Origin of the sequence: Psychromarinibacter sediminicola (assembly GCF_029168335.1) — a bacterium.
In the GTDB taxonomy this organism is placed as follows: Bacteria; Pseudomonadota; Alphaproteobacteria; order Rhodobacterales; family Rhodobacteraceae; genus Psychromarinibacter; species Psychromarinibacter sediminicola.
In genome coordinates this window covers 1-26209 of the sequence record NZ_JARGYC010000006.1, presented here as the reverse complement: position 1 = coordinate 26209, position 26209 = coordinate 1, and the positions used below count along the sequence as shown (strand labels likewise).

Sequence of the window (26209 nt, the reverse complement as noted above, 5' to 3'; positions counted from 1 at the left end):
CGGCAGGGCATTTCGTTTCGAAATGCCCGAGAGACCCGCCCCCATCGGGGCGGCGCTTCTGGCGAGGACGGTGCCAAATGACGGACGTGCATGCTTATGTCTCCGGAATCGCAAAGCTCGACCGCGCCCCGTCGGGTCGGCGCTGCACGGCGTTCCGCCGCGCGAGGCAGGTGGAAATCGCCCACGGCTGTTCAAGTGTCGTGTTGTGTGGTCGTCCCGACACAACACGCGACGCCGGGTCGGCCGAGGGTGGGTGCCATCCGGCCCGCACGGCGGTCCGTTCGACCGGAGCCGCCCTCGCGCCCCCCGACCCTACACGGACACGCTGCCCAGAAGCGACTCGCGGTCGATCTTGCCCTTGCGGCCGCTCATCTTCACCGCGCCGCGCTCGACCACGTGGAAGGAATCGCCGAGGTCGTAGGCGAAGCTGAAATACTGCTCCACCAGAACGATCGCCATGTCCGCCCGCTCGCGCAGATGCGCGATGACGCGGCCGATCTGCTGGATGATGTTGGGCTGGATGCCCTCGGTCGGCTCGTCGAGCAGCAAGAGCTTCGGCCGCGCGATCAGCGCCCGGGCGATGGCGAGCTGCTGCTGCTGGCCCCCCGACAGATCGCCCCCGCGGCGGTTCAGGAAGTCCTTCAGGATCGGGAACAGCTCGAATATCTCGTCGGGAATCCGGTGGCTGCCCGCAGGCAGACAGGCGAAGCCGGTCTCCAGGTTCTCCCGCACCGTCAGCAGCGGAAAGATGTCGCGCCCCTGCGGGACATAGCCGACCCCCTTGCGGGCCAACACATGCGCCGGCGCGCGCCCGATCTCCTCTCCGTCCAGAACATAGACCCCGTCCGACCGTGGATGGGTGCCGGAGATTGCCTTCAGAAGGCTCGTCTTGCCGACGCCGTTCGTGCCCATCACGCAGGTGACCTCGCCCAGCCGCGCGGTCAGGTCGATGCCGTTCAGGATCTGGCTGCCGCCGTAGTGCAGCGTCAGCCCCTCGAGTCTCAGCAGATCAGCGCCCAAGATAGACCTCTATGACTTTCTCGTTCCGCGTGACGTGGTCGATGGAGCCTTCGGCCAGCACCGACCCCTCGTGCAGCACCGTGACCTTGCATTCCAGCCGGCGGACGAATTCCATGTCGTGCTCGACCACCACCACCGCGCGGGTGCGGGCGGCCTCCTTGAGAAGGTCGGTGGTGTGCTCGCGCTCGGCCGGGGTCATGCCGGCGGCCGGCTCGTCGACCAGCAGAAGCCGGGGCTCCTGCGCCAGGAGCATGCCGATCTCCAGCCATTGCTTCTGGCCGTGGCTGAGCTCGCCCGCCTTGCGATGCAGCGCAGGCGTCAGCCCGATCTCGTCGGCCAGTTCCTCCACCCGCGCCCGGTCCGCCGCGCTCGGCCGGAAGAAGAGCACGGCGAACGGCCCGCGGTCCCGCTTGAGCGCCATCATCAGGTTGTCGGCGACCGACTGGTCCTCGAACACGGTCGGGCGCTGGAACTTGCGCCCGACGCCCGCCTGCGCGATCCGGCTTTCCGACATCGACAGCAGCGAGGCGCCCTTGTCGCCATAGCGAACATGGCCCTGGTCCGGCCGGGTCTTGCCGGTGATGATGTCCATGAAGGTCGTCTTGCCGGCGCCGTTCGGGCCGATCACCGCGCGCAGCTCGCGCTCGGCGACCTGGAAGGACAGGTTGTTGATCGCCTTGAACCCGTCGAACGAGACCGAGACGCCGGAGACTTCGAGCAGCGTGGTCACTGGTCCGCCTCCTTCTCGCGCAGCGCGCCCTGGTCGGGGCCGAGATCGGCGCCGTGGCGGTCGGGATGGCGGCGCTCGGCGATCAGGTCGACGAGCCCGCCGATGCCCCGCGGCGCGAAGAGCGTGACCGCCACGAAGGACAGGCCCAGCAGCACGGTCCACCAGTCGACCCAGTGGATGCGGTAAAAGCCCAGATTGACGTCGGGCGCCTGCCCGCCGGTGAACCAGGTCGACAGCAGCGACACGAAGGCCGCCCCGATCACCGCGCCGTAGAGCCGCCCGCGCCCGCCGATGGCGACCCAGACCGCCAGGTAGATCGAGGCGATGGGCGCGATCTCGGCCGGGTTGATGATGCCGGCCTGTGGGTAATAGAGCGCGCCGGCGATGCCCGCGATCACCGCGGTCACGGTGAAGACCGCCAGCTTGAACGCCTCGACCGGGTAGCCCAGGAACCGCACCCGCGCCTCGTCGTCGCGGATGGCGCGGATCACCGAGCCGAACTTGCCCGAGACGATCCAGGCGCAGAGCAGATAGCCCGCGCCCAGCGCCAGGGCGGAGGCCCAGAGAAACCAGATCGAGACGACCGACTGCGGCATGTCGCCCAGGCCCGGCAGGTTCTGCAGGCCGGACAGGCCGTTGTTGCCCCTGAGCCCGCTGTCGTTCTGGAACAGGTAGAGCGACAGCGCCAGCGTCATCGCCTGGGTCAGGATCGACAGGTAGACCCCGGTCACGCGGCTGCGGAAGGCGAGCCAGCCGAAGACCAGCGCCAGGAGCCCCGGCACCAGCACCACGGCGGCGAGCTGCAGCGGCAGCGAATGCGCGAAGGCCCAGACCGGCGGGAATTCGGAGGCGCCGACGACCCCGAAGATCTGCGCGGCGATGCCGTCCGATATCTCCTGCGGGGTCGGCGGCAGCTCGGCCGCGGCGAGGCTTTCGACCACGATGATCTCGGTGCGGGCATACATCAGCCACATGCCGATGGCGTAGCCGCCGAGGCCGAAGAACGCCATGTGGCCCAGCGAGAGGATGCCGCAATAGCCCCAGACGAGGTCCATCGCGAGCGCGACCAGGCAGAGGCAGAGCGTCTTGCCCAGCGTCTTGACGAAGCTGGTCGAGATCGCGCCGATGCCGAAGCCCTCGGACAGGATCGTCACGCCCAGGGTGAAGAGCGCGAGGAGCGCGATGAACACCATGACCGAGGGATGGCGCAGCAGGAAGGGGCCGGACCGGGGGGTGATCCCCCCGGAGTCTCCAGAGGAATTGCGCCAGGATGAAGAGCGGGCCGTCGTGTCTGCGGGCATTGCCTACGCCTCCGCCGCGCGGCCCTTGAGGGCGATGAGCCCCCGCGGCCGGAACTGGATGAAGATGATGATGAAGATGATCATGTAGGTCTGCGCCGCCAGCGTGTTGGACGGGTTGAACCACTCGATGAACTTCTGCAGCGCGCCGATCAGCCCGGCGCCCAGCAGCGTGCCCCAGATGTTGCCGACGCCGCCGACGACGACGGTCATGAAGCTCTGCACGATATAGTCCTGGCCGAGCTCGGAGGTGACCTTGGCCCAGAGCCCGATGGCCACGCCCGCGATCCCGGCGATGCCGGAGCCCAGGCCGAAGGTCAGCATGTTGATGCGGTCGGGGTTGATGCCCATCGAGGCGGCCATCGCCGGGTTCTGGGTGACGGCGCGCACCTCCAGCCCGACGCGGGTGCGGTTCATGATGAACAGGAAGACGCACAGGAAGATCAGCGCCAGCCCGAAGATCGCGATGCGGATATAGCTGATCGAGACCACGTCGTTGATGGTCAGCGCCCCGCCCAGCCAGTCCGGCGAGGTCAGCGGCCGCGCCTGGGTGCCGAAGATGTTGCGGGCGAGCTGTTGCAGCGCGATGGAGATGCCGAAGGTGGCCAGCAGCGTCTCCAGCGGCCGGTGGTAGAGCCAGCGGATCACCAGCCGCTCCATCGCGACGCCGGCGCCGAAGGTCACCGCGAAGGCCGCGGGCAGCGCGACGATCAGCGAGGCGGTGTAGTCGGGGATGATCTGCTGCACCACGTAGCCGGTATAGGCGCCCATCATGATGAACTCGCCATGCGCCATGTTGATCACCCGCATCACGCCGAAGGTGATCGCCAGGCCGATGGCGGCGAGGAAGTAGATCGAGGCGAGCGACAGCGCGTCGAGCGCCAGGTCGAGGAATTCGTTGAACGCCACCGAGCGGTCGATGGCCTGCAGCGCCGAGACGGCGGCGGCGACGACCTCGGGCGAGGTGGCGGTATAGACCTCGTAGAAGGAAAAGCCCGCGAGGATGTCGTCGATCTCCGACTGGGTGGCGGCGGCCTCGACCGCGCCCCGGCGGACCAGTTCGGCATAGGCCATGTCGCGGGTGGCTTCGGTGTTCAGGTCGGCCACCTGGATGCCGGCGACTTCGCCGTCGGCGAGATGGGTCACCAGCGCCGCCTTCTGCGCGTCGCGGTCGATCAGCGGCGGCGCGAGGTCGGCGTCCACCAGCTCCTCGTAGGCGTCGACCTTCGACAGCGCCTCGGTCCCCGGCGTCAGCACGCGGGCGAGATCCACGTCGTCCGGCACCGGCCCCTCGGTGACGCGCAGGTCGGTGCGCACCAGCGGGTTCAGCGTGGCACGCACGTCGACGCCCAGGTCGCCGGCGAAGCTCTCGATGGCGGCGATGCGGGCGGCGTCGTCTTCGGAGAACTGGATCGTCAGCAGCCGCGCCAGGCGGTCCATCCGGGCGGCGATGTCGGGGTCGTCCTCGGCCTCCAGCGCCGCGCGCAGGGCGGGCAGGTGCGATGGCTCGGCGTCCCGGCCGATGGCGTCGAGCGCGCCCAGCCGGACGGCCGGGTCGGGGTCCTTCAGCTGGAAGCGCACCAGGGCGGCCCCCATCATGCCGCGGATGCCGGAATTCGGCCGAAGCTGGTCCATGCCGTCTTCGAGCACGGTCTCCAGCTCTTCGCCCGTGGCGATGTCGTAGAGGGTCAGCAGGTCCTCGCCCTGGTCGTCCTCGCCCGCCTCCTCGGCGAAGAAGAACAGCCCGTCGGACTCGCGCTGATACATCTCCTTGGCCTGCCAGCGTTCCAGCACCGCTTGCGCGGCCGGAAGCCCGCTGTCGGCCAGCGCGTCGATCGCCGGGCCGATGGTCCGGCGCGAGCTGTCCTCGATCAGCTCGCGATGCGCCTGAAGAAGCGCCTGTATCTCGCTGATCCCGTCGTCCTGCGCCGGCGCGGGCGCGGGGGCGAGCAGAAGCAGGCAGGCGGCGAGAGCGGTCAGGATGCGCGTCATGCCCTGGATCCCGGAAAAAGGGGCGCGGGAGGCCGCAAGGCCCCCCGCGCCGATGGTCTTAGTAGTTGGATTCGATCTGGACGCAGGTCTCGGTCTCGGTGTTGTACATACCGCACCCGAGATCCTTCCAGTCGGAGACCAGCACCGCCGATTCCGGCAGGTAGTCGGTCCAGGCGTCGCCCGGCACTTCCTCGGTCTGGCTGAGGATGTCGAACTGGCCGTCCTCGGTGATCTCGCCGATCAGGACGGGCTTGGACAGGTGATGGTTGACGTTCATCACCGCGGTGCCGCCGGTGAGGTTCGGGAATTCCTGGCCCCACATCGCCTCGCGCACGGCGTCGACATCGGTGGTGCCGGCGTCCTCGACCGCGTTCACCCACATGTTGAAGCCGATATAGTGGGCTTCCATCGGGTCGTTGGTCACGCGGCTGTCGTCGCCGATGAATTCGTGCCAGGCCTCGATGAACTCCTCGTTGGCGTCGGTGTCGGCGCTCATGAAGTAGTTCCAGGCGGCCAGGTGGCCGACGAGGTTCGAGGTGTCGAAGCCCGACAGTTCCTCTTCACCGACCGAGAAGGCGACGACCGGGATGTCGGCGGCGTCGATGCCGGCGGCGGCCAGCTCCTTGTAAAAGCCCACATTGGCGTCGCCGTTGATGGTCGAGATCACGCCCACCTGGCTGCCGTCGGCGGCCAGTTCCTTGACGTCGGCGATGATCGTGGACCAGTCGGAATGGCCGAACGGCGTGTAGTTGACGAAGATGTCCTCTTCCGGGATGCCCTTGTCCTTGAGATAGGACTCCAGGATGTTGTTCGTCGTCCGCGGATAGACGTAGTCGGTGCCGAGCAGCGCGAACTTCTCGACGCCGAGCTCTTCGAGGAAATAGTCGGTGGCCGGGATCGCCTGCTGGTTCGGCGCGGCGCCGGTGTAGAACACGTTCTTCGAGCTTTCCTCGCCCTCGTACTGCACCGGGTAGAACAGCAGGCCGTTCAGCTCCTCGATCACCGGCAGCACGGATTTCCGCGACACGGAGGTCCAGTTGCCGAAGATCACGTCGACGTCGTGCACCGTCAGAAGCTCGCGCGCCTTTTCGGCAAAGAGCGGCCAGTCCGAGGCGGGGTCGACGACGACGGCTTCCAGGTCGCAGCCCAGAAGCCCGCCGGCCTCGTTCTGCTGCTCGACCAGCATCAGCATCGTGTCCTTCAGCGTCGTCTCGGAGATCGCCATCGTGCCGGACAGCGAATGCAGCACGCCGACCTTGATCGGGCAGTCGACGTCCTGCGCCATCGCCGGCAGCGCGGCAGCGAGCGTCGCGGCGGCGGCGGTGGTGGAAAGAAGAGGTTTCGGCATCACAAGTTCCCTTTGTGCGGTATGCGCGGGACCTCTTGCGCGGCGGCCCGAAGGCGCCGACAGTCCCCCCACGCATCAATTGCGCAGTGCGGTGATGTCTTGGTTTGACCGGCCAGCATCACCGCACGACCAACGCCACCCGCTCGGGGCGGCGCCTTTTCGTTGCACGGGTTGGCGGCAGAATGGGACAGCGCGCCGGCTTTCGCGGCGCCGACTCCGCCGGGGCGATGAATATTTCACCGCAATCCGGGGAAACGCCCAAGAATTGACCGAACGGAAAGCCGCCCTCGGGGCAGATGCCCGACGAATGGGCGGTCCCGGCGACTCTGACGCGGGGTCATGCCGCGCTGTTTCGAGGGCGGACGCGGCGCGCGCGGCGCTACTTCACGATCTTTTCGTCTTTCACGAACATGTTCGCCCAGGCGCGGTCCACCAGCTCGGGGGTCATCTGGTAGGGGATGCCCTCGAAGTCGCAGATCGAGAGGATCTGGTCGATCAGGAAGACCGGCTGGTAGTTGGCGTAGACGTTGTTGATCGTCGGGTATTTCTGCTTGATCAGGTAGACCAGCGCTTCCTCGGACAGCGGCAGGTTCTTCTTCTTGGCGACCATCGCGAAGATCTTCAGGAAGTCCTTCTGCGTCGGCCCGTCGATCTTGATCTTGAAGAAGATCCGGCGCAGCGCCGCCTTGTCGAAGATCTCGTTCGGGTGGAAGTTGGTGGAGAAGATCACCAGCGTGTCGAACGGCACCTCGAACTTCTCGCCCGACTGCAGGGCGAGGATGTCCTTGGATTCCTCCAAGGGCACGATCCAGCGGTTGATCAGCGCCTGCGGCGGCTCCTTCTGCCGGCCGAGGTCGTCGACGATGAACACGCCGCCGGTGGACTTGAGCTGCAGGGGCGCCTGGTAGGTGCGGCTGGTGGCGTTGTAGACCAGATCCAGCATGTCGAGCGACAGCTCGCCCCCGGTGACCACCGTGGGGCGTTCGCATTTCACGTAGCGGCGGTCGTAGCGGTTCGACGTGCGGCGCAGCTGGGTGGGGTCGTCCTCCAGCTCTTCGGCGACGGTATGGACGATGGGGTCGAAGACGGTGATCACCTGGCCGGAGTAGAACACGGCGCGGGGCACGAAGATCTGGTCGCCGATGGCGTCGCGGATGCCGTTGGAGATCGACGACTTGCCGTTGCCGGGCGGGCCGTACATCAGGATCGAGCGGCCGGCGCCGACGGCGGGGCCCAGCTGATCCAGGAGGTCGGGCGGCAGGATCAGGTGGCCCATGGCGCCGGTCAGCTGGTCGCGGGTGATCTGGATGTTGCGGATCGACTGGCGCTTGACCTGTTCGCCGTAATCCTCCAGCGGGACGGGCAGGGCGCCGTAATATTCCGACTGCGACAGCGCATCCATCGCGCGGGCCTTGCCGGCATCGGACAGCTGATAGCCCATCTCGCCGCCGGAATTGGCGTGCAGCGTGCCGGTCGCCTCGACCAGCCGCTGGGTGCGGCAGAGATCGACGAGTTCCTGGGTGACGGGGACGGGCAGGGCGAGGACCTTCGCCAGTTCGGTCACCTGTTCCACGTTGCGGCGGAACATCGTCTTCAGAAGGATGTCGCGCATCACCACCACGGGCAGGCCGGTGTCGTCGAGGCCCTTCGGTGCGGGCGGGTCCAGCACCGGCGCGGATTGCATGTTCATGGACTGCTCTCCATCGGTCGAATCTTACGCAGGGGCTCCGGCCTGAGCCTTGACACCCTGACGTTTGTCGTTTTCTGACGGGTTACTGTGGCAAAATAATGGACGCGGCGAGGGCATGAGCAGACCGAATCCCGCAATCTACATCACCTTTCTGATTGCGGTGATCGTCATCCTCGGCGCGGTAACCCTGGCCAAGGGCGGGTTCTACATCGCCAAGCACGAGGGCGACACGCTGCACCTTCTGCAGATCGTGTTCCGGATGGCGTCGGGCGAGTGGCCGCACATGGATTTCATGACGCCGATCGGGCTTCTGGCCTTCGCGCCGATCGTGCTGTTTCTGAACCTCGGGGTCGGGGTGGGCATGTCGATCCTGCTGAGCCAGGTGCTCGTGGCCTTCATCCTGCTGCCGGCGGTGTTCTGGACGGGGATGAGCCGGCTGCCGCGGCGGGCGGCCTATCCGTTCGGGTTCGCGGTGATCGTGCTGGTCCTGGGGCTGGTGCATGGCGAGGCGGAGCGGTCGGTGTCGATCTCGATGCACTACAACCGCTGGGCCTGGGCGGTGAGCTATGTGGTGATCGCGCTGGCGGTGCTGCCGCCGCGCGCCTTCGGCAACGACCTTCTGGACGGGCTGATCATCGGGCTGGGGCTGGCCTTTCTGGCGCTGTGCAAGGTGACCTATTTCGCCGCCTTCGCGCCGGTGGTCGTGGTCGGGCTGATCGCCAACGGCAACGCGCGGGCGCTGCGCTCGGCGATCCTCAGCGGGCTGGGCGTGGCGCTTCTGGTGTCGGTCTTCGCGACGCTGGACTTCTGGTTCGCCTATGTCGCCGATCTGCGCACCGTCGCCGCCTCGTCGGTGCGGCCGCAGCCGGGGCTGGGGCTGGAGTCGGTGGTGACGGCGCCGGCCTATCTGGGGGCGACGGCGGTGCTGATCGCGGGGATCATCCTGCTGCGGCAGGCGGGCGAGATGGTGCTGGGCCTGTCGCTTCTGCTGCTGGCGCCGGGCTTCGTCTATGTGACCTACCAGAACTTCGGCAACGACCCGCAATGGCTGATGCTGCTGGCGGTGCTGCTTCTGGTGCCCGAGCCGCGGGCGGAACTGCGCAACGGCTTCGGCTGGCCGGTGGGGCAGGCGCTGGGCGTGGCGGCGGCGGTCGCCATCGCCTTCGCGGCGCCGTCGGTGCTGAACCTCGCCTATTCGCCGTTCCGGCATCTGAGCCTGCCAGAGGACGACTACGAGCCGATCCTGGCGCGCAACCCCGAGCATCACGACCTGCAGGCGCGGGTCATCCGGGCGAACCGGGTCGACGGGCTGGTGGCGCTGGATGTGCCGGGATCGGGGCTGGAGGACCGCGCGGGGCCGGCCGAGCGCGACGAGCAGCGGGTGTTGTTCCAGGACCGGGCGCTGCCGTTCTGTGAGCTGCAGATGGGGATCGTCGCCTGGTTCGAGGCGATCGTCGCGGATCTGGAGGCGAACGGGTTCGGCGACGGCACCCGGGTCTTCGTGGCGGACCTGTTCATGGGGCACTGGATGTTCGGCAACCTGTCGCGGCTGGAGGGCGGGGCGCCGTGGTATTACGGCGGGCTGCCGGGGATCGACAGCGCGGATTACCTGCTGGTGCCGCTCTGCCCGACCTCGCAATCGGTGCGCAAGCAGATCCTGGAAGCCGTCAAGGAGGCCGAGATCCCGGTGCGCGAAGTGCGGCGGGCGCCGCTCTACGTGCTCTACGGGCTGGGCGAGGCGGCCGGGTAGGGGCCGCGCTTTTCCGGGCGCGCCCACCCGCCCGCCCGCGCGCCCGGAAAAGCGCGGGTGCGTCGGGGGGCGGAGTGGGGGTTAGCTCTGGTTCAATGGGGCGAAGCGGGACAGCTCTGGTTCACCAAGGCAGATGCAGCCTCGGAGCCCCCCTCGCCAGAGCCTTGCCTGACAGGCGCCGTCCCCCCGGGCAAGCGGAATAGCCGTCTCCCCGCGCGACATGCGCGCGGGGCCCCTCGGCGATTCCGCTTGCCCGGGGCGCCGCCGCCCGTCCTGCTGCGCTCAGGCGACGGTGGCTCCGAGGCAAATCGGCCGGCCTGAGCATGTCGGAGGTCGGCGCCGTCAGAGGCCGGAGGCGGCGGCGAGGGCCAGGTAGAAGACGAGGGCGGGACCGAGTGCGAGACCCATGGGGAAGTCGTTCCTGCGCCAGGACGTCCAGTCGCCGGTATGCGCGCGCAGGGCGGGCAGGGCCCGGGCGGCGCGGTGGGTGACGAAAGCGGCCAGCAGCACGGCGGCCAGCAGCATCAGGAAGGCGCGCGCATCGGCCAGCGGGATGAACGGCGCCATGGCGGCCGCGAACTTGGCGTCCCCCGCGCCCAGCGCGCCAGCCACGTTCAGCCCGAAGCCGACCACCAGCACCACCACGAGGTGCAGCAGGCGCCAGGGATAGTCGGCGAGCGGTACGGCGATCAGACCCACCACCACGAACACGGCCGTCAGCGCATAGACCGCCTTGTTCGGGATCTTCATGAATTTCAGGTCGCTCCAGGCCACCCAGAGACCGATCGGCAGCACGAAGGGCAGAAACCAGAACGCCTGGGCCGCGGGCAGTGTCATGCGGGACCGCTCTCTTGTCTGGCCCGTCGCCCGGCGCCTTCGGCCGGGCGGCGCCCTAGTTGGTCACGTTCGCTTCCAGCGCGCGCAGCGAGCGCACGGCGGCCTCGAAGTGCTGCGGATGGGTGTCGACCGCCTCGCGCAGCAGGCCCTTGCCGATCGCCACGTCGCCCTGCTTGACCGCGCCCAGGCCCAGCGTGTGCAGCAGCTGCGCCCGCTCCACCTGGCTCATCGGGATCACCGGCAGCTCGTAGTTGCGCTGCGCGGCGCGGGCGAGGCAAAGGTTGTTCTTGGCGGTGAACAGGCTGTCGTCATAGGTGATCGCCTCGGTGAACAGCCGCTCGGCCTCGGCGAAATCGCCGCGGGTCAGCTTGGAATAGCCCCAGTTGTTCAGCACGCTCGCCGGCTTGGTCGTCAGCCCCACCGCGGTTTCGTAGAACGAGTCGGCGTTCTTCCATTCCTGGTTGCTGTCGGCGACCATCGCCTCCAGCCGGTAGCGCTTGAAGGTCTCGTAGGTCGGCGGGATCGTGTCCAGCTGTTCCTCGGCCTTGGTCCAGTCGCCCGTCCGGATCAGCGCGTCGGCATAGTCGACCCGGTCGTCGTTGTTCACCTCCGGATGCGCGATCACCTGTTTCCAGGCCGCCACCGCCTCGGTGTTGCGCTTGGCGCGGATCAGCGACTTGGCCAGCCCGCGCAGGAAATCCACGCGCTCCGGCTCTTCCGACAGCGCACGCCGGAAGTAGTTCACCGCCTCGTTCGGGTCGGCGACCGTCAGCATGATGTCGTTCATATTGCTTTCGTCGATGACGTTCACGGAGTCGAAGCTCCGCTCGACATCGGCGTTGCCTGCCTTGTCCCCGCACGCGGACAGCAGAACAGTGCTGCCGATGCAAAGCATCCCCACAACATGGCGCATCCTGGGCGTCCTTTACTGCTCGTCCTTCGCCTTATGGCGTGGCGAGCAGGCGGTATTCACCGCTTCCCCGCCGAACCAGGGCGAATTGGGATTTGTTTTCCGCATCGTAACTGGGATTTTCCAGTTTTGCGAGGGCTAAGCGCAAATTCTCGCGTATTGCGGCGCTTTCGCCGTTATCGAGCGCGAATGCGGTATGAAAGACACGCTCCGCCTCGCCGTAGCGGCCGGTCTCCATCAGCACGACGCCCAGATTGTTCCAGGCGGGCACGAAGGTCTGGTCGGTGTCGAGCGCGCGGCGCAGCAGGTTTTCGGCCTGGTTCAGCCGGCCCAGCCGCAGGTTGGCCGAGCCCACGGCGGACAGCACGTCGACCGTCATGCCCTGGGCCGCGGCGGCACGGTAATACGCCTTGAGCGCCAGTTCGTATTCGCCGCCGGCCATCAGCCTGTGGCCCACCACGAGCCCGTCCACGTTGTCGCGGCTGGTGTCGACGGCGGGCGCGAACAGGCCGTCGGACGTGCGAAGGCCGCCCGTTCCCGAACAGGCGGCCAAGGCTGTGATGACCAGGAGGAGGCCCGGCCAGCGATGTCTCATGCGCTCAGAACCCCGTGCTCTGCCCCGTGAGCGTATCGTAGATACCGTACACGGACGGTCCCACCAGGATGATCAAAAGCGGCGGAACCGTCAGCATCATTGTGGCAAGGGTCATCTTCGTGGGCAAGGTGTTCGCCTTTTCCTCGGCGCGCATCACCCGCTTGTCGCGCATCTCGGCGGAGAACACGCGCAGCGCCTCGGCGATCGAGGTGCCGAAGCTGGCCGACTGGATCAGCACCGTGACGAAGCTGGCCACGTCGGTCACGCCCGCGCGCTCGGACATGTCGCGCAGCACGCTGATCCGGTCCTTGCCGGCCTTCATCTCCTGGCTGACCTGGCTGAACTCCTCGGCCAGCGCCGGGTAGCCCGCCTTGATCTCGCGCGACACCCGCAGGATCGCCTGGTCGAGCGACTGGCCCGCCTCGACGCAGACCAGCATCATGTCGAGCGAATCGGGAAAGCCGTTGGTGATCTCCTCCTGGCGGGACTGCAGGCGGCGGTTCACCCAGTATTTCGGCGCCAGATAGCCGACGGCGCCGGGGACCAGGATCGACAGGATGATCTGCTGGGTCGAGGGATCCTGCGTCACCTGCAGAAGCAGCGCATAGGCCGTGCCCAGGATCAGGCCGCCGCCGCCCAGCGCGAACTGGGCGAAGTGGTACATGCGCACGGCGTTGCGGCCGCGATAGCCCGCCTGCAGGAGCTTCAGCTTGACGGCCGAGAATTCCTCGGCGTCCTTGGGTTCGAGGAAGTCGGAGTATTTCTCCAGCTTGTCCTTCTTGGTCTCGGCGCGCAGCCGCGCCTCGGGGGCGCCCGGCTTGGGCGCGCGGGCCTGCTCCTTCAGCCGGTCGAGCGGATCCTTCTGCTTTTTCAGCAACATCGGCAGGGTCAGCAGCACCAGCAGCAGGCCGAGCCCCCCCACCGCGATCAGCGGTCCGAAGGGCCCCATCAGTTCGGTAAGCATGTCCATGAAGGATTGCATGGGCGGGGCCTCCTCAGACCTTGATGTTCACGAGCATCCGCATCACGAACAGGTTCGCGACGAGGAAGCCGGCGACGAAGAGACAGGCGGGGATAAAGACCGGCGTCTGCATCACTTCGTCGTAATAGTTGGGCTGCGCGACATTGATGCCGACCAGCGCCAGGAGCGGGAAGCCCGACAGGAACTTGCCCGACCATTTCGCCTCGGCGGTGATCGCGTTGACGCGGCGGAACAGCTTGAAGCGCGAGCGGATCACCTTGGCCAGGCCGTCGAGGATTTCGGCCAGGTTGCCGCCCGAGGTCTGCTGGATCGTCACGGCGACGGCGAGAAAGCGCATGTCCTGCATGTCGAGCCGCTCGGCCATCGCCTTCAGCGCCTCGCCCACGTCGCGGCCATAGGCGGATTCGTCGGCGATCATCCCCATCTCGGTGCCCAGCGGGTCGGGCACCTCCTTGGCGACGATGTTCAGCGCCGAGGAGAACGGGTGGCCGACGCGCAGGGAGCGGACCATCAGCTCCACCGCGTCGGGCAGCTGCTCCTCGATCATCTTCATGCGCTGGGTGGCCTTCTTGTTGATCCAGACATAGACCGCGCCGATGCCCATCAGGACGGACACGCCGATGCGGATCTGGATCGAGGCGCCGGTGCCGATGGTCAGGCCCATGAAGGCGACGGCGGCCAGCACGCCCATCACCATGATCAGTTGCGCCGGCGTGAAGGCGATATTGGCCTTCTGCGCCTTCTCGGCCAGGATCGCGTAGAGCGGGATCGACTTCGACTTCAGGTGCTGCGACATCTCCTTGCGGAGCTGTTCCAGGACCTGTTCGCGGCCAACGCCCTTTTCCAGCATCTCCAGCCGGCGGTTCAGCTTGTTGTTCAGGCTGATCGACTTGCCGAAGACGGTCAGGTAGATGCCTTCGACCAGCACCAGAACGGCGATGAAGATCAGCCCGTAGATAATGAGTTCTATGGGGACGCTCATGGCTTACAGTCCTACCGAAGGTTCGAAGATTTGCGGCGGCAGGTCGTAGCCCCACTGCCGGAAGCGCTCGGAGTAATGCGACCGCACGCCGGTCGCGGTGAACTGGCCGATGATCTTGCCGTTGGGTTCCAGCCCGAGGCGCTGATAGCGGAACAGCTCCTGCATCGAGATCACCTCGCCTTCCATGCCGGTGACCTCGGTGATCGAGATCATGCGGCGCGAGCCGTCCTGCAGGCGGCTGGCCTGCACGATCAGGTTCACGGCGCTGGCGATCTGGGCGCGCACCGCCTTCAGCGGCATCTCGATGCCGGCCATGGCGATCATGTTCTCCAGACGCGAAACCGCGTCGCGCGCGCTGTTGGCGTGGATCGTGGTCATCGAGCCGTCGTGGCCGGTATTCATCGCCTGCAGCATGTCGATGACCTCTTCGCCGCGCGTCTCGCCGACGATGATGCGGTCGGGACGCATCCGCAGGGCGTTGCGCAGACAGTCGCGCTGGGTCACCGCGCCCTTGCCCTCGACGTTGGGCGGGCGGCTTTCCATCCGGCCCACATGGGTCTGCTGCAGCTGAAGTTCGGCCGTGTCCTCGATCGTCAGGATGCGTTCGGCGTCGTCGATGAAGGACGACAGCGCGTTGAGCGTGGTGGTCTTGCCCGAACCTGTCCCGCCCGAGACGATGACGTTCAGCCGACAGGCCACCGCGGCCTCCAGGAACATCGCCATGTCCTCGGAAAAGGCGCCGAAGCCCACCAGGTCGCGGATGCCCAGCTTTTCCTTCTTGAACTTACGGATCGAGACGAGGCTGCCGTCCACCGCGATCGGCGGCACCATGGCGTTGAAGCGCGAGCCGTCGGCAAGGCGGGCGTCGACGTAGGGGTTCGATTCATCGACGCGCCGGCCGACGGCCGAGACGATCTTGTCGATGATCCGCAACAGGTGGCGCTCGTCTTTGAAGGTGATGTCCGACAGTTCGAGCCGGCCGTCGCGTTCCACGAAGATCTGCCGCGGCCCGTTGACGAGGATGTCGTTGACGCTGTCGTCCTGCAGAAGCGCCTCGAGCGGCCCGAGGCCCGTGACCTCGTTGTAGAGATCCTTGATCAGCGTCGTGCGCTCGTCCTTGTTCAGGACGACCGACAACTCCTCCAGCGCCTCGGAGGTGATCGCGGCGATCTCGGCGCGCAGGTCGCTTTCGGTGGCGTGTTCCAGCGCGGCGAGGTTCAGGTTGTCGAGAAGCCGCTTGTGCAGCTCCACCTTGATCTCGGCGATGCGTTCCTTGCGCTTGCGCTCCTTGTCCACCGGCTGGGGCAGGGCGGGCTGGCGCGGGGCCTGTTTCGCCTTGGGCGCGGGTTTCGCCGCGGGGGCGGCCTCGGCCGCGGGTGCGGGCTTCGGCGCGGCCTCCGCGGTCTTCACCGGCTTGGCGTTGGCGGTACTCTTTTTGCTGTAACGGGCAAACACGGACGCTTATCCTCGCTTGGACGTTCAGTCGGCCTCGGCGGCCGCCTGGTCGACATTGTGCTGGTGGATCGAGGCCGCCAGCTTGTGGATTTCCTTGCGCAGCACGTTCTTCGACGCGGTCTCGGCCAGCGGCACGCCGTGGTCGCAGGACTGCATCACCTGCTTGGCGCCGTCGGGCAGCAGGATCTCGATGGCGATGTCCAGGCTTTCTGCCATGCGCTTGACCCGGCTCTTGCCGCTGAGGTCGGTGAACTTGGGCGCGCGGTTGAGGACATAGCGCAGCTTCTCGAACGGCAGGTCCTCGGATTTCAGCGCCCGCACCATGCGCAGCGCGTTCTGCGCCGAGCGCATGTCCAGCTCCAGCGGCGTCAGGTAGACGTGGCTCTCGTTCAGCACCGTCTCGGTCCACTGGACGATGGTGGTGGGCATGTCGATGACCACGTAGTCGAAATTCGCCGTGGCCTCCTCCATCAGCCGCTCGATATCCTCCGGCGCGACGAAGTCCAGCGGCAGGATGTCGGAGGGGGAGGTCAGGACGTGCAGCCGGTCCTTGAACGTGACGAGCGACTGCATGAACGCCTCGGCGTCCATCGACGCGGTGTCGGACAGCAGCTCGTAGACCGCCTCGCGGCGCGGCAGGTCGAGATAGGTGGCGACCGAGCCGAACTGCAGGTCGAAGTCGATCAGGCAGACCCGCGGCGGCTTCTTGTCCTCGACGGTCGCCAGTTCCCAGGCGAGGTTGACCGCCAGCGTCGTGGCGCCCACGCCGCCGGCCAGGCCGTGCACCGTGACGATCACGCCGTTGCGGTCGGTCCGGCTGGGATGGGCCACGTTCGTGTTGGCCGGCGCCAGCTCGGCGGCCTGGTCGGCGTTGCGGATGCGTTCGATGGCGTCGTGCAGCGTGCCTTCGGGCAGCGGGTAGGGGCAGAACTCCTTCGCGCCGAGCTTCAGCAGCTGGTGCAGCGCGATGGGGCTGACATTCTCGGCGATCAGGATCACCTTGAGACCGTGGTGGTTCGCCGTCTCGATCAGGTCGGCGATCCCGGCGAGGTTCGTCTCGTCCTCCTCGTCGATCGCGATGGCGACGAATTCCATGTGCTGGGCTTCGGGCTGACCGAAGAACATCCGCGCGTCTTCGAAGGACAGATCCCCCCAGGCTTCGCCCAGCTCGGTCTCCATGTCCTCGATGAGAAGGTCGAACTTCTGAACGTCGCGCGCCACCGTGCACGCCAGGATGGGTGCAGGATCGCTTTGCAAGGCCGCGTTTGAGCTCATAATTCCGTTCCCTGTTTCTCCGGGCCGCCCGCGGCCGGTTCTGGCGCGCAGGGGAAGAGCCCGGAACCCGGCCCCCCTCGGGCCGGATGCACTGCTCCTATGCCGTTGTGATGCCGGGGAATGTGGGCAAGATTACGGCTGAAAAATCGTCATTATTCGATTTCTTGGAACGGAGCGGCCCCATTCGGCAGGATTGTTCCGCGAGCGGGGGCGGCTGCCGCGGGGGCACCCGATACGAAAAAAGGCGATCCGGTGACCGCCTTTCTCCAGATTGCCCGACTTGCGGCGGCGTCAGCCGCCTTCGCCCCCACCTTCGTCCGAACTGCTCTGCTCGGTCGCGCTTTCGACGTATTCGCGGAAGATCACGTCGGCGTATTTGCCGTTCAGCACCAGCGGGTGGTTCTGGACGAAGCCCGACACCTCGGTCACCGCGCGCCGGTTCCGCATCTCGGGCTGCTCGGTGTAGATGATCGGCTGCGTCTCGCCATAGGAGACCACCGCCTCCAGCCGGCCGCGGTGGATGCCCTGCCGCGCGAGATAGGCGACCACCGCGTTGGCGCGGCGCTGGCCGAGCCGCTTGTTGTAGGCGTCCGAGCCCACCAGGTCGGTATGGCCGTAGACCCGGAACCGCACCTCGGGGAACTGCCGGATCCAGGCGGCCTGCCGCCGCAGCACGGCCTGCGCCCGGGCGTCGAGCACCGCGGAGTCGAAGGCGAATTCCACGACCGTGGTGACCTCGTCGTTGAACCGTTCGTTCAGGTTCAGCACGTAGGACAGGTCGCCGTTCTGGACGCCGGTGTTGTTCATCGTCGCGTTGCCGAAGCCGCCGGAGTCGATGAAGGCCCCGGCCTCCTCGGTCCAGCCGGACAGGGGCGCACGGTCGCCGCAGGCAGACAGCGCCAGGAGGCTCGTGGCGGCGAGCAGGGTCGTTGTGCGGTATCCGGCCATGTCTCTCACTCCATCACGTAGCCGTAGGAGCCGTTGAAGTCCTGTTGAGAGACTTCGCCGGCGGGTCCGGGCGGCGGGGTGGTGCCGTCGCCGCCCACGGTCTTGCCGAACAGGAACAGCTCGGCCTCGGTCGGCGGGTTGACACGGTCGGTCGGCAGCGCCAGCGCGTCGCCGTTGGTCGGCGTCACCAGATGCGGGGTGATGATGATCACCAGCTCGCTCTGCTCGCGCTGATAGCTGGCCGAGCGGAACAGCGCCCCCAGGATCGGGATATCGCCCAGCCACGGCACCTGGCCGTTCAGGTCCTCGAAGTCGTCCTGCAGCAGGCCGGCGATGGCAAAGCTCTCGCCGTCGCGCATCTCGACCACGGTCGAGGCCTCGCGCCGGCGGAAGGCGCTGACGTCGATGCCGCCCTGGGTGACGGTGATCGACGGGTCGATGCCCGACACCGCCGCGTTGAGCTGCAGGTTGATCTTGTCCTGGTCCACCACGCGGGGGGTGAAGGTCAGCTCGATGCCGAAGGGCTTGTACTCGATGGTGACCGAGCCGTCGTTGTCGACGACCGGGATCGGGTATTCGCCGCCGGCGAGGAAATGCGCTTCCTGCCCCGACAGCGCGGTGAGGTTCGGCTCCGCCAGGGTGCGGACGACGCCCTTGGTCTCCAGCGCTTCCAGCAGCACCCCGAACTCGAAGGCGCCGGCCGAGACGCCCAGCGCCAGCGCGCCCTCGGTGCCCGGGCCGGTGGTGATCGGATTGCCGAGCCCGTTGCCGGCGTCCAGCCACGTCCCGGTCTCGCCGGAGACGCTGACGCCGTTGCCGCCGCCGACGGCCAGCGAAGTCGACAGGCTCTTCGACACCGAGCGTTCCATCTCGGCGAAGCGGACCTTCAGCATCACCTGATGCGTACCGCCGACGACCATCAGGTTCGACACCCGGTCCGGCGCGTAGCGGTTGGCCAGATCCAGCGCGCGATCCAGCTTCTCGATGCTGGAGACGACACCGGACAGCACGATGCCGTCATTCGCGGTCCGCACCTCGATATTCTCGCCCGGCAGGATCTGCTGCAGCCGTTCCTTGAACTCGGTGATGTCGGGCGCGACCTGCACCTCGACATTGGCGATCAGCCCGCCGTCGACGCCCAGCAGCGTCAGCGTGGTGCGCCCCGGCGTCTTGCCCAGCACATAGATCGTGCGGTCCGACAGCGTGGAGATGTCGGCGATGGCCGGGTTGGCGATGGAGAGCTCCGCGAAGGGCACGTCGCTTTCGACGACGACCGCCCGGTTCATCGGAACCTTGAGAGAGCCGGACGCCGCGCCGCGCAGCACCCGAAGGCTTTGGGCGGATGCGTCCGGCACGGTGGCGCCCAGAACGGACAGCCCCAGCAGGGCGGCCCCAAGGAATCTCGCAATGTGCATGTGACCTGCCTCTATGATCACGGAAGCCCGATCTGGATGCCGGGTTGGGCGCAAGGTGACCGAAAACGCGATTCCGATCAATAATCAACCGTTTGTAGAAATCCTTTCATGTGGAGAAAGGGCAACAGAGCACCACAAATTGTACTTTAGAAACAAAACGGGCCCTGCATTGCGGGCCCGTCCTTTGTTTGATTCGTGCTTTGTCAGTTGGTGCAGGGGATCGGGATTTCCCGGATCTCGCCGCCACGATTCGTGCGGATCGTGCAGACCTCCGGTTCTTCGGCCTCGACGACCTCGGGCTCTTCCTTTTCCTCCTCCTCGATCCCGAGCAGACGGTTCTGGTCGATCTCCACGCTGCTTTCCACGGAGGTGTCGTCAGAGGCGCCCACCAGCGACAGCGACAGCCGGCCGGTGCTTTGCGCCTGGGCAAGGGCGGCGACTTCCATCGGCGTCACCTCCACCGTGACCGTGCGGGCGATGGTGGGGGCGGCGCGCTCGCCGTCGGCGGTCTGGTCCACCGCCACGAGCTTGATCCGCGACAGGATCAGCTTGGTGACGTCGCGCGTGCCCTCCCGGCGACGGTCGGGCAACTGCCCGGTCCAGTAGACGTCGACGCGGTCGCCCGGCCGCAGGAAGCCCGACACGCCGGAGGCGACGTCGACCTTGATCGCGAAGGCGCGCATGCCCTTGGTCAGCCGGGTCGACACGCCGGCATCCTCGCCGGGATCGGTGATCTTCACCAGCATCAGCGGCTCGTTCTTCTCGATGGTGCGCAGGGCGGTGCGGTAAACGTCCTCGCCCTTGGAGAAGACCGCGTCGATGGACGGGAACGCTCCCTTGGGCACGGAATTCTCCGGCCACCGGATGACGCGCAGGTCCTCCTTCCTGATGGGCTGTCCATAGGTCAGCTGCGTGTCCGCGACGACGACGTCCACGGTGGGCACGATCCTCTCGCGCGCCGCGCGCTCGCTCTCCAGATATCCCTTGGCCATGTAGACGGCGAAGCCGGCAAGGCCGAGGCCGATGACAAGAACCAGTCCGAATATCACGCGCATCGTGTTTCCTTTCCCGATCGACCGGGCACGGCGAACCGCGCCGGTCGTACGTCGACCCAACGGTTTCGTTCAATCTGCCCCGGTATTGCGGCAAATCCGTGCACTGCCGTTGGCATTGCTGTGATTTCTCCACGCTCCGCCGACAGTGCCGGCATATCGCTCCGACTGGGTTCCGACTGAGGCCGGTGTCCGACGGCGGTTGCCGGGGGCCGGACATAATAAGGACCCGCGCCGGGGCCCTCCGGCGCGGGTCCGTTCGGATCGCCTGTCAGGCGATCAGTAGGTCGTCTTCACATCCTGCGAGGACAGGTGCGAGCCGATGGTCTCGCCGTAGTCGTCCGTGGCACCGCCGACGGTGGTCAGCACGGCGATGCCCAGGCCGACGATGGCGGCGGTCAGCACGACCCAGTCGACGGTCACGGCGCCGTCTTCGTCACGCTCGAAGCGCTTGATCAGGTTGAATAGTTTCATGTCTCTCTCCGTCTGCTCGATACTCTGCTCTCCGCGGATCTTTGCCCGCGGCAAAAAATCATTAACCTTCGAATTGGGGCGGCAATTGGGCGGCATGTGTACAATTTCGAAGCGCTGGCGGTTATTTGTGTCCGGGTCGCAACAATCGCCGGCGGTTCGACATGGTGGCGCGCGCGTTGCCGACCGCACAGCCGAGAGGTTCCTCGCGGCGGAGTTCCTTGGCAGAGCGTCACCTGCGCGGATCGGTGCGACCCGGTGGTCGCGCCGGCGTGGTCCGCGCCGCCGGGTTCTTCGCATTTTCGCGTTTGTTTTGCGCATTCACAGCGCCAGACTGTCAATTTTGCCACATCCGAGCTTCGAATGACCCTCCGCCGGCCGCTGCGCCGCGTCGGAATCTGGTCAACCGCGGTGCCACTTGGCAATGAAGGCGCAACAGGGTCCGGGCAGGAACGCACCCATAATGAGACAGGTATTCCTTGCGACAGTGATTTCATGCGCCATGGCGGCGCTTCCGGCCGCGGCCGACGACCCGCCGCCGTTCCGCGACTTCACCTTCAAGCGGGTGAAGCCGCCGAAACCCGGCGCTCCACCGCGCATCACCGTTCAGATCGAGCCGGAGGCCGAGGTCGCGCCGGAGAAGACCGATCCCGAGACCGGACCCGACCCGGCGCCCGAAGCCTATGCGTGGTACTGGGACAAGGTCAGCCCGGCCCTGGGCGACGGCCGGCCCGGGCGGCTGGACGCGGCCCTGGCGCAACTGACCAAGGGGCCGGGCGTGCCGACGCCGCGGCTGGCCAGCCTGCAGAGCATCGCCGAGACCTACGGGGCGCAGATCCTGGCCGCGACGATCGACACCCGCGTCTCGCCCGCCCTGGTCCTGGCGGTGATCGGGATCGAAAGCGCCGGCCGCCCCGACGCCGTCAGCGGCAAGGGCGCGGCCGGGCTGATGCAGCTGATGCCCGACACGGCCACACGCTTCGGCGTGACGGACCGCGCCGATCCGGCGCAGAACATCGCCGGCGGCGTGGCCTATCTGGACTGGCTGATGGAGGAGTTCGGCGGCGACCCGATCCTCGTGCTGGCCGGCTACAACGCGGGCGAGGGCGCGGTGAAGAAACATGCCGGCGTGCCGCCCTATGCCGAGACGCGCGCCTATGTGCCCAAGGTGCTGGCCGCGTGGTCGGTGGCGCGCGGCTTGTGCCAGACGCCGCCGATGTTCATAAGCGATGGCTGTGCCTTCCGAGTTGCGGGAATCCCGAGTGAAAGCTGATAAGACGCCGCTGGTGCTGGACGTGGACGGCACGTTCCTGCGCACCGACATGCTGTTCGAGTGTTTCTGGGCCGGGCTGGGCCGGGCGCCCGCCGACACCCTGCGCACCTGCGCGGCGCATTTCGGCGACCGCGCCGTGCTGAAGCGCGAACTGGCCGAGATCGCCCAGCTCCGGACCGACCTGTTGCCGGTCAACTCGGACGTCGCGGACCTGGCCCGCACCGCGCGGGCGGAGGGGCGCGAGGTGGTCTTCGCCTCCGCCTCGGACAGCGCGCTGGTACAGGCGCTGGCGCGGGACCACGGGCTGCCGGAGACCGTCATCGCCTCGGCCGACGGGCAGAACATGAAGGGCGCCGCCAAGGCGGCGGCGCTGGTCGAGACCTATGGCAAGGGCGGCTTCGACTATGCCGGCAACGAGGCCGCCGACCGCCCCGTCTGGGCCGAGGCGCGCGGCGCCGTCGTCGTCGGTGCACCGGCGGAGGCCGCGGCGCTGGAGGCGGCGGGCAAGCCGGTGACTCGGCTGGCCGGCACGTGGCAGCTGGGCGACCTGATCCGCGCGCTGCGGCCGCACCAGTGGGTGAAGAACGTGCTGCTGCTGGTGCCGATGCTGGCCTCGCACTATTTCGACTGGTCGACGCTGTTCACCGTGCTCCTGGGGATGGTCGCCTTCTCCTTCGCGGCCTCGTCGATTTACATCGTCAACGACCTTCTGGACCTGGAGGCCGACCGGCTGCACGCCACCAAGCACAAGCGGCCCTTCGCCAGCGGCACCGTCCCGATCAGCGTAGGCATGGCCGCCTGGGCCGTGTTGACGGCGCTGGCGGTGAGCCTGAGCCTGCTGATCTCGCCGGCCTTTCTGGGCGTGGTCTGTCTCTACATGGTGCTGTCGCTCAGCTATTCGCTGAAGCTGAAGCGGCTGCGCTGGGTCGATATCGCGACGCTTGCGGGGCTTTACACCCTGCGGGTGGTCGCCGGGGCGCTGGCGGTCGACGTCTATGTCTCGGGCTACCTGCTGGTCTTTATCTTCCCGACCTTCGTGACGCTGGGCTGCGTCAAGCGGCTGACCGAGGTGACGCTGGCCACCGGGGACGAGCGGCTACCGGGGCGCGGCTATGGCCGGCCGGACCGGGGCGACCTGCTGAACGTGGCGTGGCTCGGGACATTCGGGGCGCTGCTGGTCTTCTTCCTCTACAGCTTCACCGAGCAGGCGCGGGAGCTCTACCCGACGCGCTGGCTGTTATGGGTGGCGCTGGTGCCGCTGTTCCTGTGGCTATGGCGGATGGTGCGGCTGGGCTACCAGGGCAAGCAGGATTACGACCCCATCGTCTTTGCGGCGACCGACAAGCACGGATTGGGGCTGATCTTCCTGATGCTGGCGATCATGTTCTACGCGGCCGGGCTGTGGCAGACATGGTTCGGCTGAGCTCGCGCTCGGCGCGCTCTGCCGAGCCGGTCTCGCCGGGCGTGCCGCTCAGATCGACAGCTTCTTGAAGATCGGCTCGGGGATCGCGCGGATGATCGCCATGATCCCGCGCCAGAAGAACGGCGTGTAGATCACGTTCCGCCGGCGCGCGACCGCCTTCAGGATGTCGGCGGCGACCTTGTCGGGCTGGGCCACCAGGAACATCCCCTCGATCCCCCAGGTCATGCCGGTGTCGACGAAGCCCGGCTTGACCGTGACCACATGCCCGCCGGCGCGCGTCAGCCGGTTGCGCAGGCCGGAGAGATAGGTGGCAAAGCCCGCCTTGGCGGCGCCGTAGACATAGTTGCCGAGCCGCCCGCGGTCGCCCGCGACGGAGCCGACGCCGACGACGGTGCCGGCGGCCTTCTCCTCGATCACCGGGGCCAGCATCTGCAGGAAGCGCGCCGGCCCGGTGAAGCTGTCGGTCACGGTGCCGTCCAGAAGCGACGGGTCCGCGTCGATGGCCGATTGCTCGGGCATCGAGCCGACGAAGACGGCGGCGTTGACGATGCCCTCGGCCGCCCTGGCGCGGTCGATCAGGGGCGTGAAGCTGCCGGCGTCGCGCGCGTCGAAGGCGGCGGTCTCGGCCGCGGCGGCGCCGCGCAGGCGGCAGTCGGCGGCGATGGCCTCCAGCTCCGCGCCGTCGCGCCCGGCGAGGATCAGCATGTGCCCCTCCGCCGCCAGCGCCCGGGCCAGCGCGCGCGCCATCGACGAGGTCGCCCCGAGGATGATCCAGGTCTGGCTCATGCAGCCTCCCGAAGCTTCAGCCGCCGCACCAGGTCGGTGACCATCGCGCCCTTCGGGTCGGCCTTGGCCACCACCGCGCGCCAGGCGTCGAGTTCGGGATACATCTGCGGAATGCGCTCGGGCGTGCAGAGCGCGTCCTTGGCGAAGTAGATACGGCCGCCGGCATCCGCCGTCAGATCCTCCAGCGTGCGGATCATCTTTTCCGCCTCGGGCAGGGCGCGCAGATCGCAGGCCAGCGTGTAGCCCTCCATCGGGAAGCTCAGATGCCCCGCGCGGCCCGGCCCGGTGCGTTTCAGCACCGCCAGCGGCGAGGACAGGCCGGACCCCGCGATCCGGCCCAGCATGTCGCGGATCGCCTCGCGCGCGGCCAGCGGCACGACGCACTGGAACTGGTGGAAGCCGCGCTTGCCGTAAAGCCGGTTCCAGTCGTGGATCCGGTCGAGCGGGAAGAAGAAGTCGTCGACGGGCCGGACCACGGTGCGCCCGCGCCGGGGCACGCGGCGGTAATAGGCCTCGTTGAAGACCCGGACGATCGGGTGGGACAGGGCGAAGCCCGGCGCGTCCATCGGCACCCGTTTCGACCCTTTCTTGAGCGGCACCAGGCCCGAGGCCGGTTCCGCCTCTTCCAGGATGCCGCGGCCCAGGCTGTCGCCCTTCGCCGTCGTGTCGATCCAGCCCACGGTATAGGAGGCCTCCGAGGCGTCCAGCATGGCGCGGAAGGCGTCGAAATCTTCCGCCCGCCGTTCGGTCACGGTCATGATGTCGCCGGGCACGCGCGTCATCTCCAGCTCGGCCGAGACGACGATGCCGGTCTGGCCCAGCCCGCCGGCGGTGGCACGGAACAGGTCGATGTCGTCCTCGGGCGTGATGCGGGCCTGCGTGCCGTCGGGCCGGAGCAGGGTCAGCGCGCGGACATGCTGGGCGAAGCTGCCGGCGTGGTGGTGGTTCTTGCCATGGACGTCGTTGCCGATGGCGCCGCCGATGGTCGCGAAGCCGGTGCCGGGCACCACCGCGGGAATCCAGCCGCGCGGCGCCATGACCGCGACGATCTCGCCCAGGGTCAGGCCGGCCTCGGCGGTCAGCGCACCGGTCGTCTCGTCGAAGCCGAGGAAGCGGTCGAGCCGGGTCATGTCCACCGCCCGGCCGCCGTCGTTCAGGCAGGCGTCGCCGTAGGAGCGGCGCTTGCCGATGGCGGGGGCGGGGCTGTCGGCCATCAGCGCCGCGAGCGTCGCCTGCCGCTCCGGCCGGGCGAGCTCGCCCGCGGCGCGCAGGGCGCGGCCCCAACCCGCATATGTCGTGGATTTCCAGCGCATGCCTGTCTTTTGCCCTATCCAGCGCGATCTCGCCATGAAGATTGGCAGCAATATGGGGCCGTTTCAAACCGTCGGACAGTGGGCCGCCTGCGACCATGCAACGCGACGTCATGCCAGAAATTGCGGAACCTATGTGCAAGAAAGCACCTATCTAACGAATTTGGCACGCTCTTGTTCATTGATAAACGGGTCGGTGGCTCCCATTCTTTGATCATCGACGGCAAGACGCCGCGACCCAACGAACCTGAGACAAGGAGCAAGACCATGAAACGCATCATCATTTCCGCCATCGCCCTCGCAGCCGCCACGCCGGCCCTGGCCAACGACCAGCTTGCGCGCAGCCTCGGCGTGGAGCCCGGGCAGTACACGCTGCAGGAACTGTCGATCCTGAAGGCCCATGAAGGGCTCGAAGGCAACGAGGGCCGGGTCTATCTGCAGAACCAGCCCGGCGTTCGCCGCGATGTCGTGAACGACGTGGCGCGCACGCATTTCCTGCAGGCCGAAGCGGCCGAGGACGGCGATAGCTGAGCCGCCCGCAGAACGCGAAAGGGGGCCGCCCGGGCCCCCTTTTAACAGGCTGCTGAAAAACTCTGCCTCGACAGGGGTTTGAGAACGTGATTCACCCTTTGCACGGCATGCTGGGGGTGATGATGCGCGGGACGGA

Annotated in this window: 23 protein-coding genes; 4 read left to right on the top strand and 19 right to left on the bottom strand. The window is 67.4% G+C overall.

What is annotated here, in order from left to right; all coding sequences use genetic code 11:
• Positions 1 to 312: 312 nt before the first annotated feature.
• The 6 genes from urtE to P1J78_RS03570 form a co-directional block, all read right to left on the bottom strand.
• A complete protein-coding gene (gene urtE / locus P1J78_RS03595) occupies positions 313 to 1008 on the bottom strand; it encodes an urea ABC transporter ATP-binding subunit UrtE (RefSeq protein ID WP_275566035.1) in 696 nt (231 codons plus the stop codon).
• Between the two features lies 1 nt (position 1009).
• Entirely contained in the window at positions 1010 to 1750 is a 741-nt protein-coding gene (gene urtD, locus P1J78_RS03590; RefSeq protein ID WP_275565955.1) for an urea ABC transporter ATP-binding protein UrtD, read from the bottom strand.
• Positions 1747 to 2943 (bottom strand): urea ABC transporter permease subunit UrtC, encoded by a 1197-nt coding sequence (urtC, locus tag P1J78_RS03585; RefSeq protein WP_275566034.1) that lies wholly within the window; start codon positions 2941 to 2943, stop codon positions 1747 to 1749. Before urtC ends, urtD begins: the two co-directional genes overlap by 4 nt.
• 111 nt (positions 2944 to 3054) lie before the next feature.
• Positions 3055 to 5040 carry an urea ABC transporter permease subunit UrtB gene (gene urtB / locus P1J78_RS03580; protein ID WP_275565954.1) on the bottom strand — a complete coding sequence of 662 codons (1986 nt, stop codon included), beginning with the start codon at positions 5038 to 5040 and terminating at the stop codon, positions 3055 to 3057.
• A gap of 58 nt (positions 5041 to 5098) precedes the next feature.
• Positions 5099 to 6388: an urea ABC transporter substrate-binding protein gene (urtA, locus tag P1J78_RS03575; RefSeq protein ID WP_374213152.1), complete on the bottom strand. Its 1290-nt coding sequence runs from the start codon at positions 6386 to 6388 to the stop codon at positions 5099 to 5101.
• Between the two features lie 379 nt (positions 6389 to 6767).
• A complete protein-coding gene (locus P1J78_RS03570) occupies positions 6768 to 8078 on the bottom strand; it encodes a DUF8689 domain-containing protein (protein WP_275565953.1) in 1311 nt (436 codons plus the stop codon).
• 115 nt (positions 8079 to 8193) lie between these two features.
• Between P1J78_RS03570 and P1J78_RS03565 the strand changes: the two genes are divergently transcribed.
• Positions 8194 to 9828 (top strand): hypothetical protein, encoded by a 1635-nt coding sequence (locus P1J78_RS03565; RefSeq protein WP_275565952.1) that lies wholly within the window; start codon positions 8194 to 8196, stop codon positions 9826 to 9828.
• A 342-nt stretch (positions 9829 to 10170) separates the two neighbouring features.
• Here P1J78_RS03565 and P1J78_RS03560 read toward each other — a convergent pair whose 3' ends face one another.
• From P1J78_RS03560 to P1J78_RS03510, 11 genes are all read right to left on the bottom strand, one after another.
• Positions 10171 to 10665: a prepilin peptidase gene (locus P1J78_RS03560; protein WP_275565951.1), complete on the bottom strand. Its 495-nt coding sequence runs from the start codon at positions 10663 to 10665 to the stop codon at positions 10171 to 10173.
• Between the two features lie 55 nt (positions 10666 to 10720).
• Positions 10721 to 11578: a tetratricopeptide repeat protein gene (locus P1J78_RS03555; protein WP_275565950.1), complete on the bottom strand. Its 858-nt coding sequence runs from the start codon at positions 11576 to 11578 to the stop codon at positions 10721 to 10723.
• A gap of 31 nt (positions 11579 to 11609) precedes the next feature.
• Entirely contained in the window at positions 11610 to 12170 is a 561-nt protein-coding gene (locus P1J78_RS03550) for a tetratricopeptide repeat protein (protein ID WP_275565949.1), read from the bottom strand.
• Positions 12171 to 12174: 4 nt separating this feature from the next.
• Entirely contained in the window at positions 12175 to 13152 is a 978-nt protein-coding gene (locus P1J78_RS03545) for a type II secretion system F family protein (protein WP_275565948.1), read from the bottom strand.
• Between the two features lie 13 nt (positions 13153 to 13165).
• The gene (locus tag P1J78_RS03540) at positions 13166 to 14134 is read right to left on the bottom strand and encodes a type II secretion system F family protein (RefSeq protein ID WP_275565947.1); all 969 of its coding nucleotides are present in this window, start codon (positions 14132 to 14134) and stop codon (positions 13166 to 13168) included.
• Between the two features lie 3 nt (positions 14135 to 14137).
• Positions 14138 to 15589, bottom strand: a complete 1452-nt coding sequence (locus P1J78_RS03535) for a TadA family conjugal transfer-associated ATPase (protein WP_275565946.1) — start codon at positions 15587 to 15589, stop codon at positions 14138 to 14140.
• A gap of 24 nt (positions 15590 to 15613) precedes the next feature.
• Complete coding sequence (locus tag P1J78_RS03530; RefSeq protein ID WP_275565945.1) at positions 15614 to 16864, bottom strand: CpaE/TadZ family protein; 1251 nt, start codon at positions 16862 to 16864, stop codon at positions 15614 to 15616.
• 291 nt (positions 16865 to 17155) lie between these two features.
• Entirely contained in the window at positions 17156 to 17812 is a 657-nt protein-coding gene (locus P1J78_RS03525) for an OmpA family protein (RefSeq protein ID WP_275565944.1), read from the bottom strand.
• Between the two features lie 5 nt (positions 17813 to 17817).
• On the bottom strand, positions 17818 to 19227 hold the full coding sequence (locus P1J78_RS03520; protein WP_275565943.1) for a type II and III secretion system protein family protein: 1410 nt from the start codon (positions 19225 to 19227) through the stop codon (positions 17818 to 17820).
• A 203-nt stretch (positions 19228 to 19430) separates the two neighbouring features.
• Positions 19431 to 20282, bottom strand: coding sequence for a Flp pilus assembly protein CpaB (gene cpaB / locus P1J78_RS03515; protein WP_275565942.1), 852 nt, complete (start codon positions 20280 to 20282; stop codon positions 19431 to 19433).
• 276 nt (positions 20283 to 20558) lie between these two features.
• Positions 20559 to 20753 (bottom strand): Flp family type IVb pilin, encoded by a 195-nt coding sequence (locus tag P1J78_RS03510; protein ID WP_275565941.1) that lies wholly within the window; start codon positions 20751 to 20753, stop codon positions 20559 to 20561.
• Positions 20754 to 21252: 499 nt separating this feature from the next.
• Here P1J78_RS03510 and P1J78_RS03505 point away from each other — a divergent pair, with 499 nt between their 5' ends.
• Both P1J78_RS03505 and P1J78_RS03500 read left to right on the top strand, forming a co-directional pair.
• Positions 21253 to 22023: a lytic transglycosylase domain-containing protein gene (locus P1J78_RS03505; RefSeq protein WP_275565940.1), complete on the top strand. Its 771-nt coding sequence runs from the start codon at positions 21253 to 21255 to the stop codon at positions 22021 to 22023.
• Complete coding sequence (locus tag P1J78_RS03500) at positions 22013 to 23446, top strand: UbiA family prenyltransferase (protein ID WP_275565939.1); 1434 nt, start codon at positions 22013 to 22015, stop codon at positions 23444 to 23446. Before P1J78_RS03505 ends, P1J78_RS03500 begins: the two co-directional genes overlap by 11 nt.
• 48 nt (positions 23447 to 23494) lie before the next feature.
• Here P1J78_RS03500 and P1J78_RS03495 read toward each other — a convergent pair whose 3' ends face one another.
• Both P1J78_RS03495 and P1J78_RS03490 read right to left on the bottom strand, forming a co-directional pair.
• A complete protein-coding gene (locus tag P1J78_RS03495; protein WP_275565938.1) occupies positions 23495 to 24232 on the bottom strand; it encodes an SDR family oxidoreductase in 738 nt (245 codons plus the stop codon).
• Positions 24229 to 25545, bottom strand: coding sequence for an FAD-binding oxidoreductase (locus P1J78_RS03490; protein ID WP_275565937.1), 1317 nt, complete (start codon positions 25543 to 25545; stop codon positions 24229 to 24231). The genes P1J78_RS03495 and P1J78_RS03490 overlap by 4 nt, the downstream gene beginning before the upstream one ends.
• A gap of 264 nt (positions 25546 to 25809) precedes the next feature.
• Here P1J78_RS03490 and P1J78_RS03485 point away from each other — a divergent pair, with 264 nt between their 5' ends.
• Positions 25810 to 26073, top strand: coding sequence for a hypothetical protein (locus P1J78_RS03485; RefSeq protein ID WP_275565936.1), 264 nt, complete (start codon positions 25810 to 25812; stop codon positions 26071 to 26073).
• Positions 26074 to 26209: the final 136 nt, after the last annotated feature.

Coding starts and splice junctions, on each gene's coding strand:
- urtC (WP_275566034.1), bottom strand. CDS start 2,943: ATGGTGTTCATCGCGCTCCTCGCGCTCTTCACCCTGGGCGTGACGATC.
- urtB (WP_275565954.1), bottom strand. CDS start 5,040: ATGACGCGCATCCTGACCGCTCTCGCCGCCTGCCTGCTTCTGCTCGCC.
- urtA (WP_374213152.1), bottom strand. CDS start 6,388: ATGCCGAAACCTCTTCTTTCCACCACCGCCGCCGCCGCGACGCTCGCT.
- P1J78_RS03570 (WP_275565953.1), bottom strand. CDS start 8,078: ATGAACATGCAATCCGCGCCGGTGCTGGACCCGCCCGCACCGAAGGGC.
- P1J78_RS03565 (WP_275565952.1), top strand. CDS start 8,194: ATGAGCAGACCGAATCCCGCAATCTACATCACCTTTCTGATTGCGGTG.
- P1J78_RS03560 (WP_275565951.1), bottom strand. CDS start 10,665: ATGACACTGCCCGCGGCCCAGGCGTTCTGGTTTCTGCCCTTCGTGCTG.
- P1J78_RS03555 (WP_275565950.1), bottom strand. CDS start 11,578: ATGCGCCATGTTGTGGGGATGCTTTGCATCGGCAGCACTGTTCTGCTG.
- P1J78_RS03550 (WP_275565949.1), bottom strand. CDS start 12,170: ATGAGACATCGCTGGCCGGGCCTCCTCCTGGTCATCACAGCCTTGGCC.
- P1J78_RS03545 (WP_275565948.1), bottom strand. CDS start 13,152: ATGCAATCCTTCATGGACATGCTTACCGAACTGATGGGGCCCTTCGGA.
- P1J78_RS03540 (WP_275565947.1), bottom strand. CDS start 14,134: ATGAGCGTCCCCATAGAACTCATTATCTACGGGCTGATCTTCATCGCC.
- P1J78_RS03530 (WP_275565945.1), bottom strand. CDS start 16,864: ATGAGCTCAAACGCGGCCTTGCAAAGCGATCCTGCACCCATCCTGGCG.
- P1J78_RS03525 (WP_275565944.1), bottom strand. CDS start 17,812: ATGGCCGGATACCGCACAACGACCCTGCTCGCCGCCACGAGCCTCCTG.
- P1J78_RS03520 (WP_275565943.1), bottom strand. CDS start 19,227: ATGCACATTGCGAGATTCCTTGGGGCCGCCCTGCTGGGGCTGTCCGTT.
- cpaB (WP_275565942.1), bottom strand. CDS start 20,282: ATGCGCGTGATATTCGGACTGGTTCTTGTCATCGGCCTCGGCCTTGCC.
- P1J78_RS03510 (WP_275565941.1), bottom strand. CDS start 20,753: ATGAAACTATTCAACCTGATCAAGCGCTTCGAGCGTGACGAAGACGGC.
- P1J78_RS03505 (WP_275565940.1), top strand. CDS start 21,253: ATGGCGGCGCTTCCGGCCGCGGCCGACGACCCGCCGCCGTTCCGCGAC.
- P1J78_RS03495 (WP_275565938.1), bottom strand. CDS start 24,232: ATGAGCCAGACCTGGATCATCCTCGGGGCGACCTCGTCGATGGCGCGC.
- P1J78_RS03490 (WP_275565937.1), bottom strand. CDS start 25,545: ATGCGCTGGAAATCCACGACATATGCGGGTTGGGGCCGCGCCCTGCGC.
- P1J78_RS03485 (WP_275565936.1), top strand. CDS start 25,810: ATGAAACGCATCATCATTTCCGCCATCGCCCTCGCAGCCGCCACGCCG.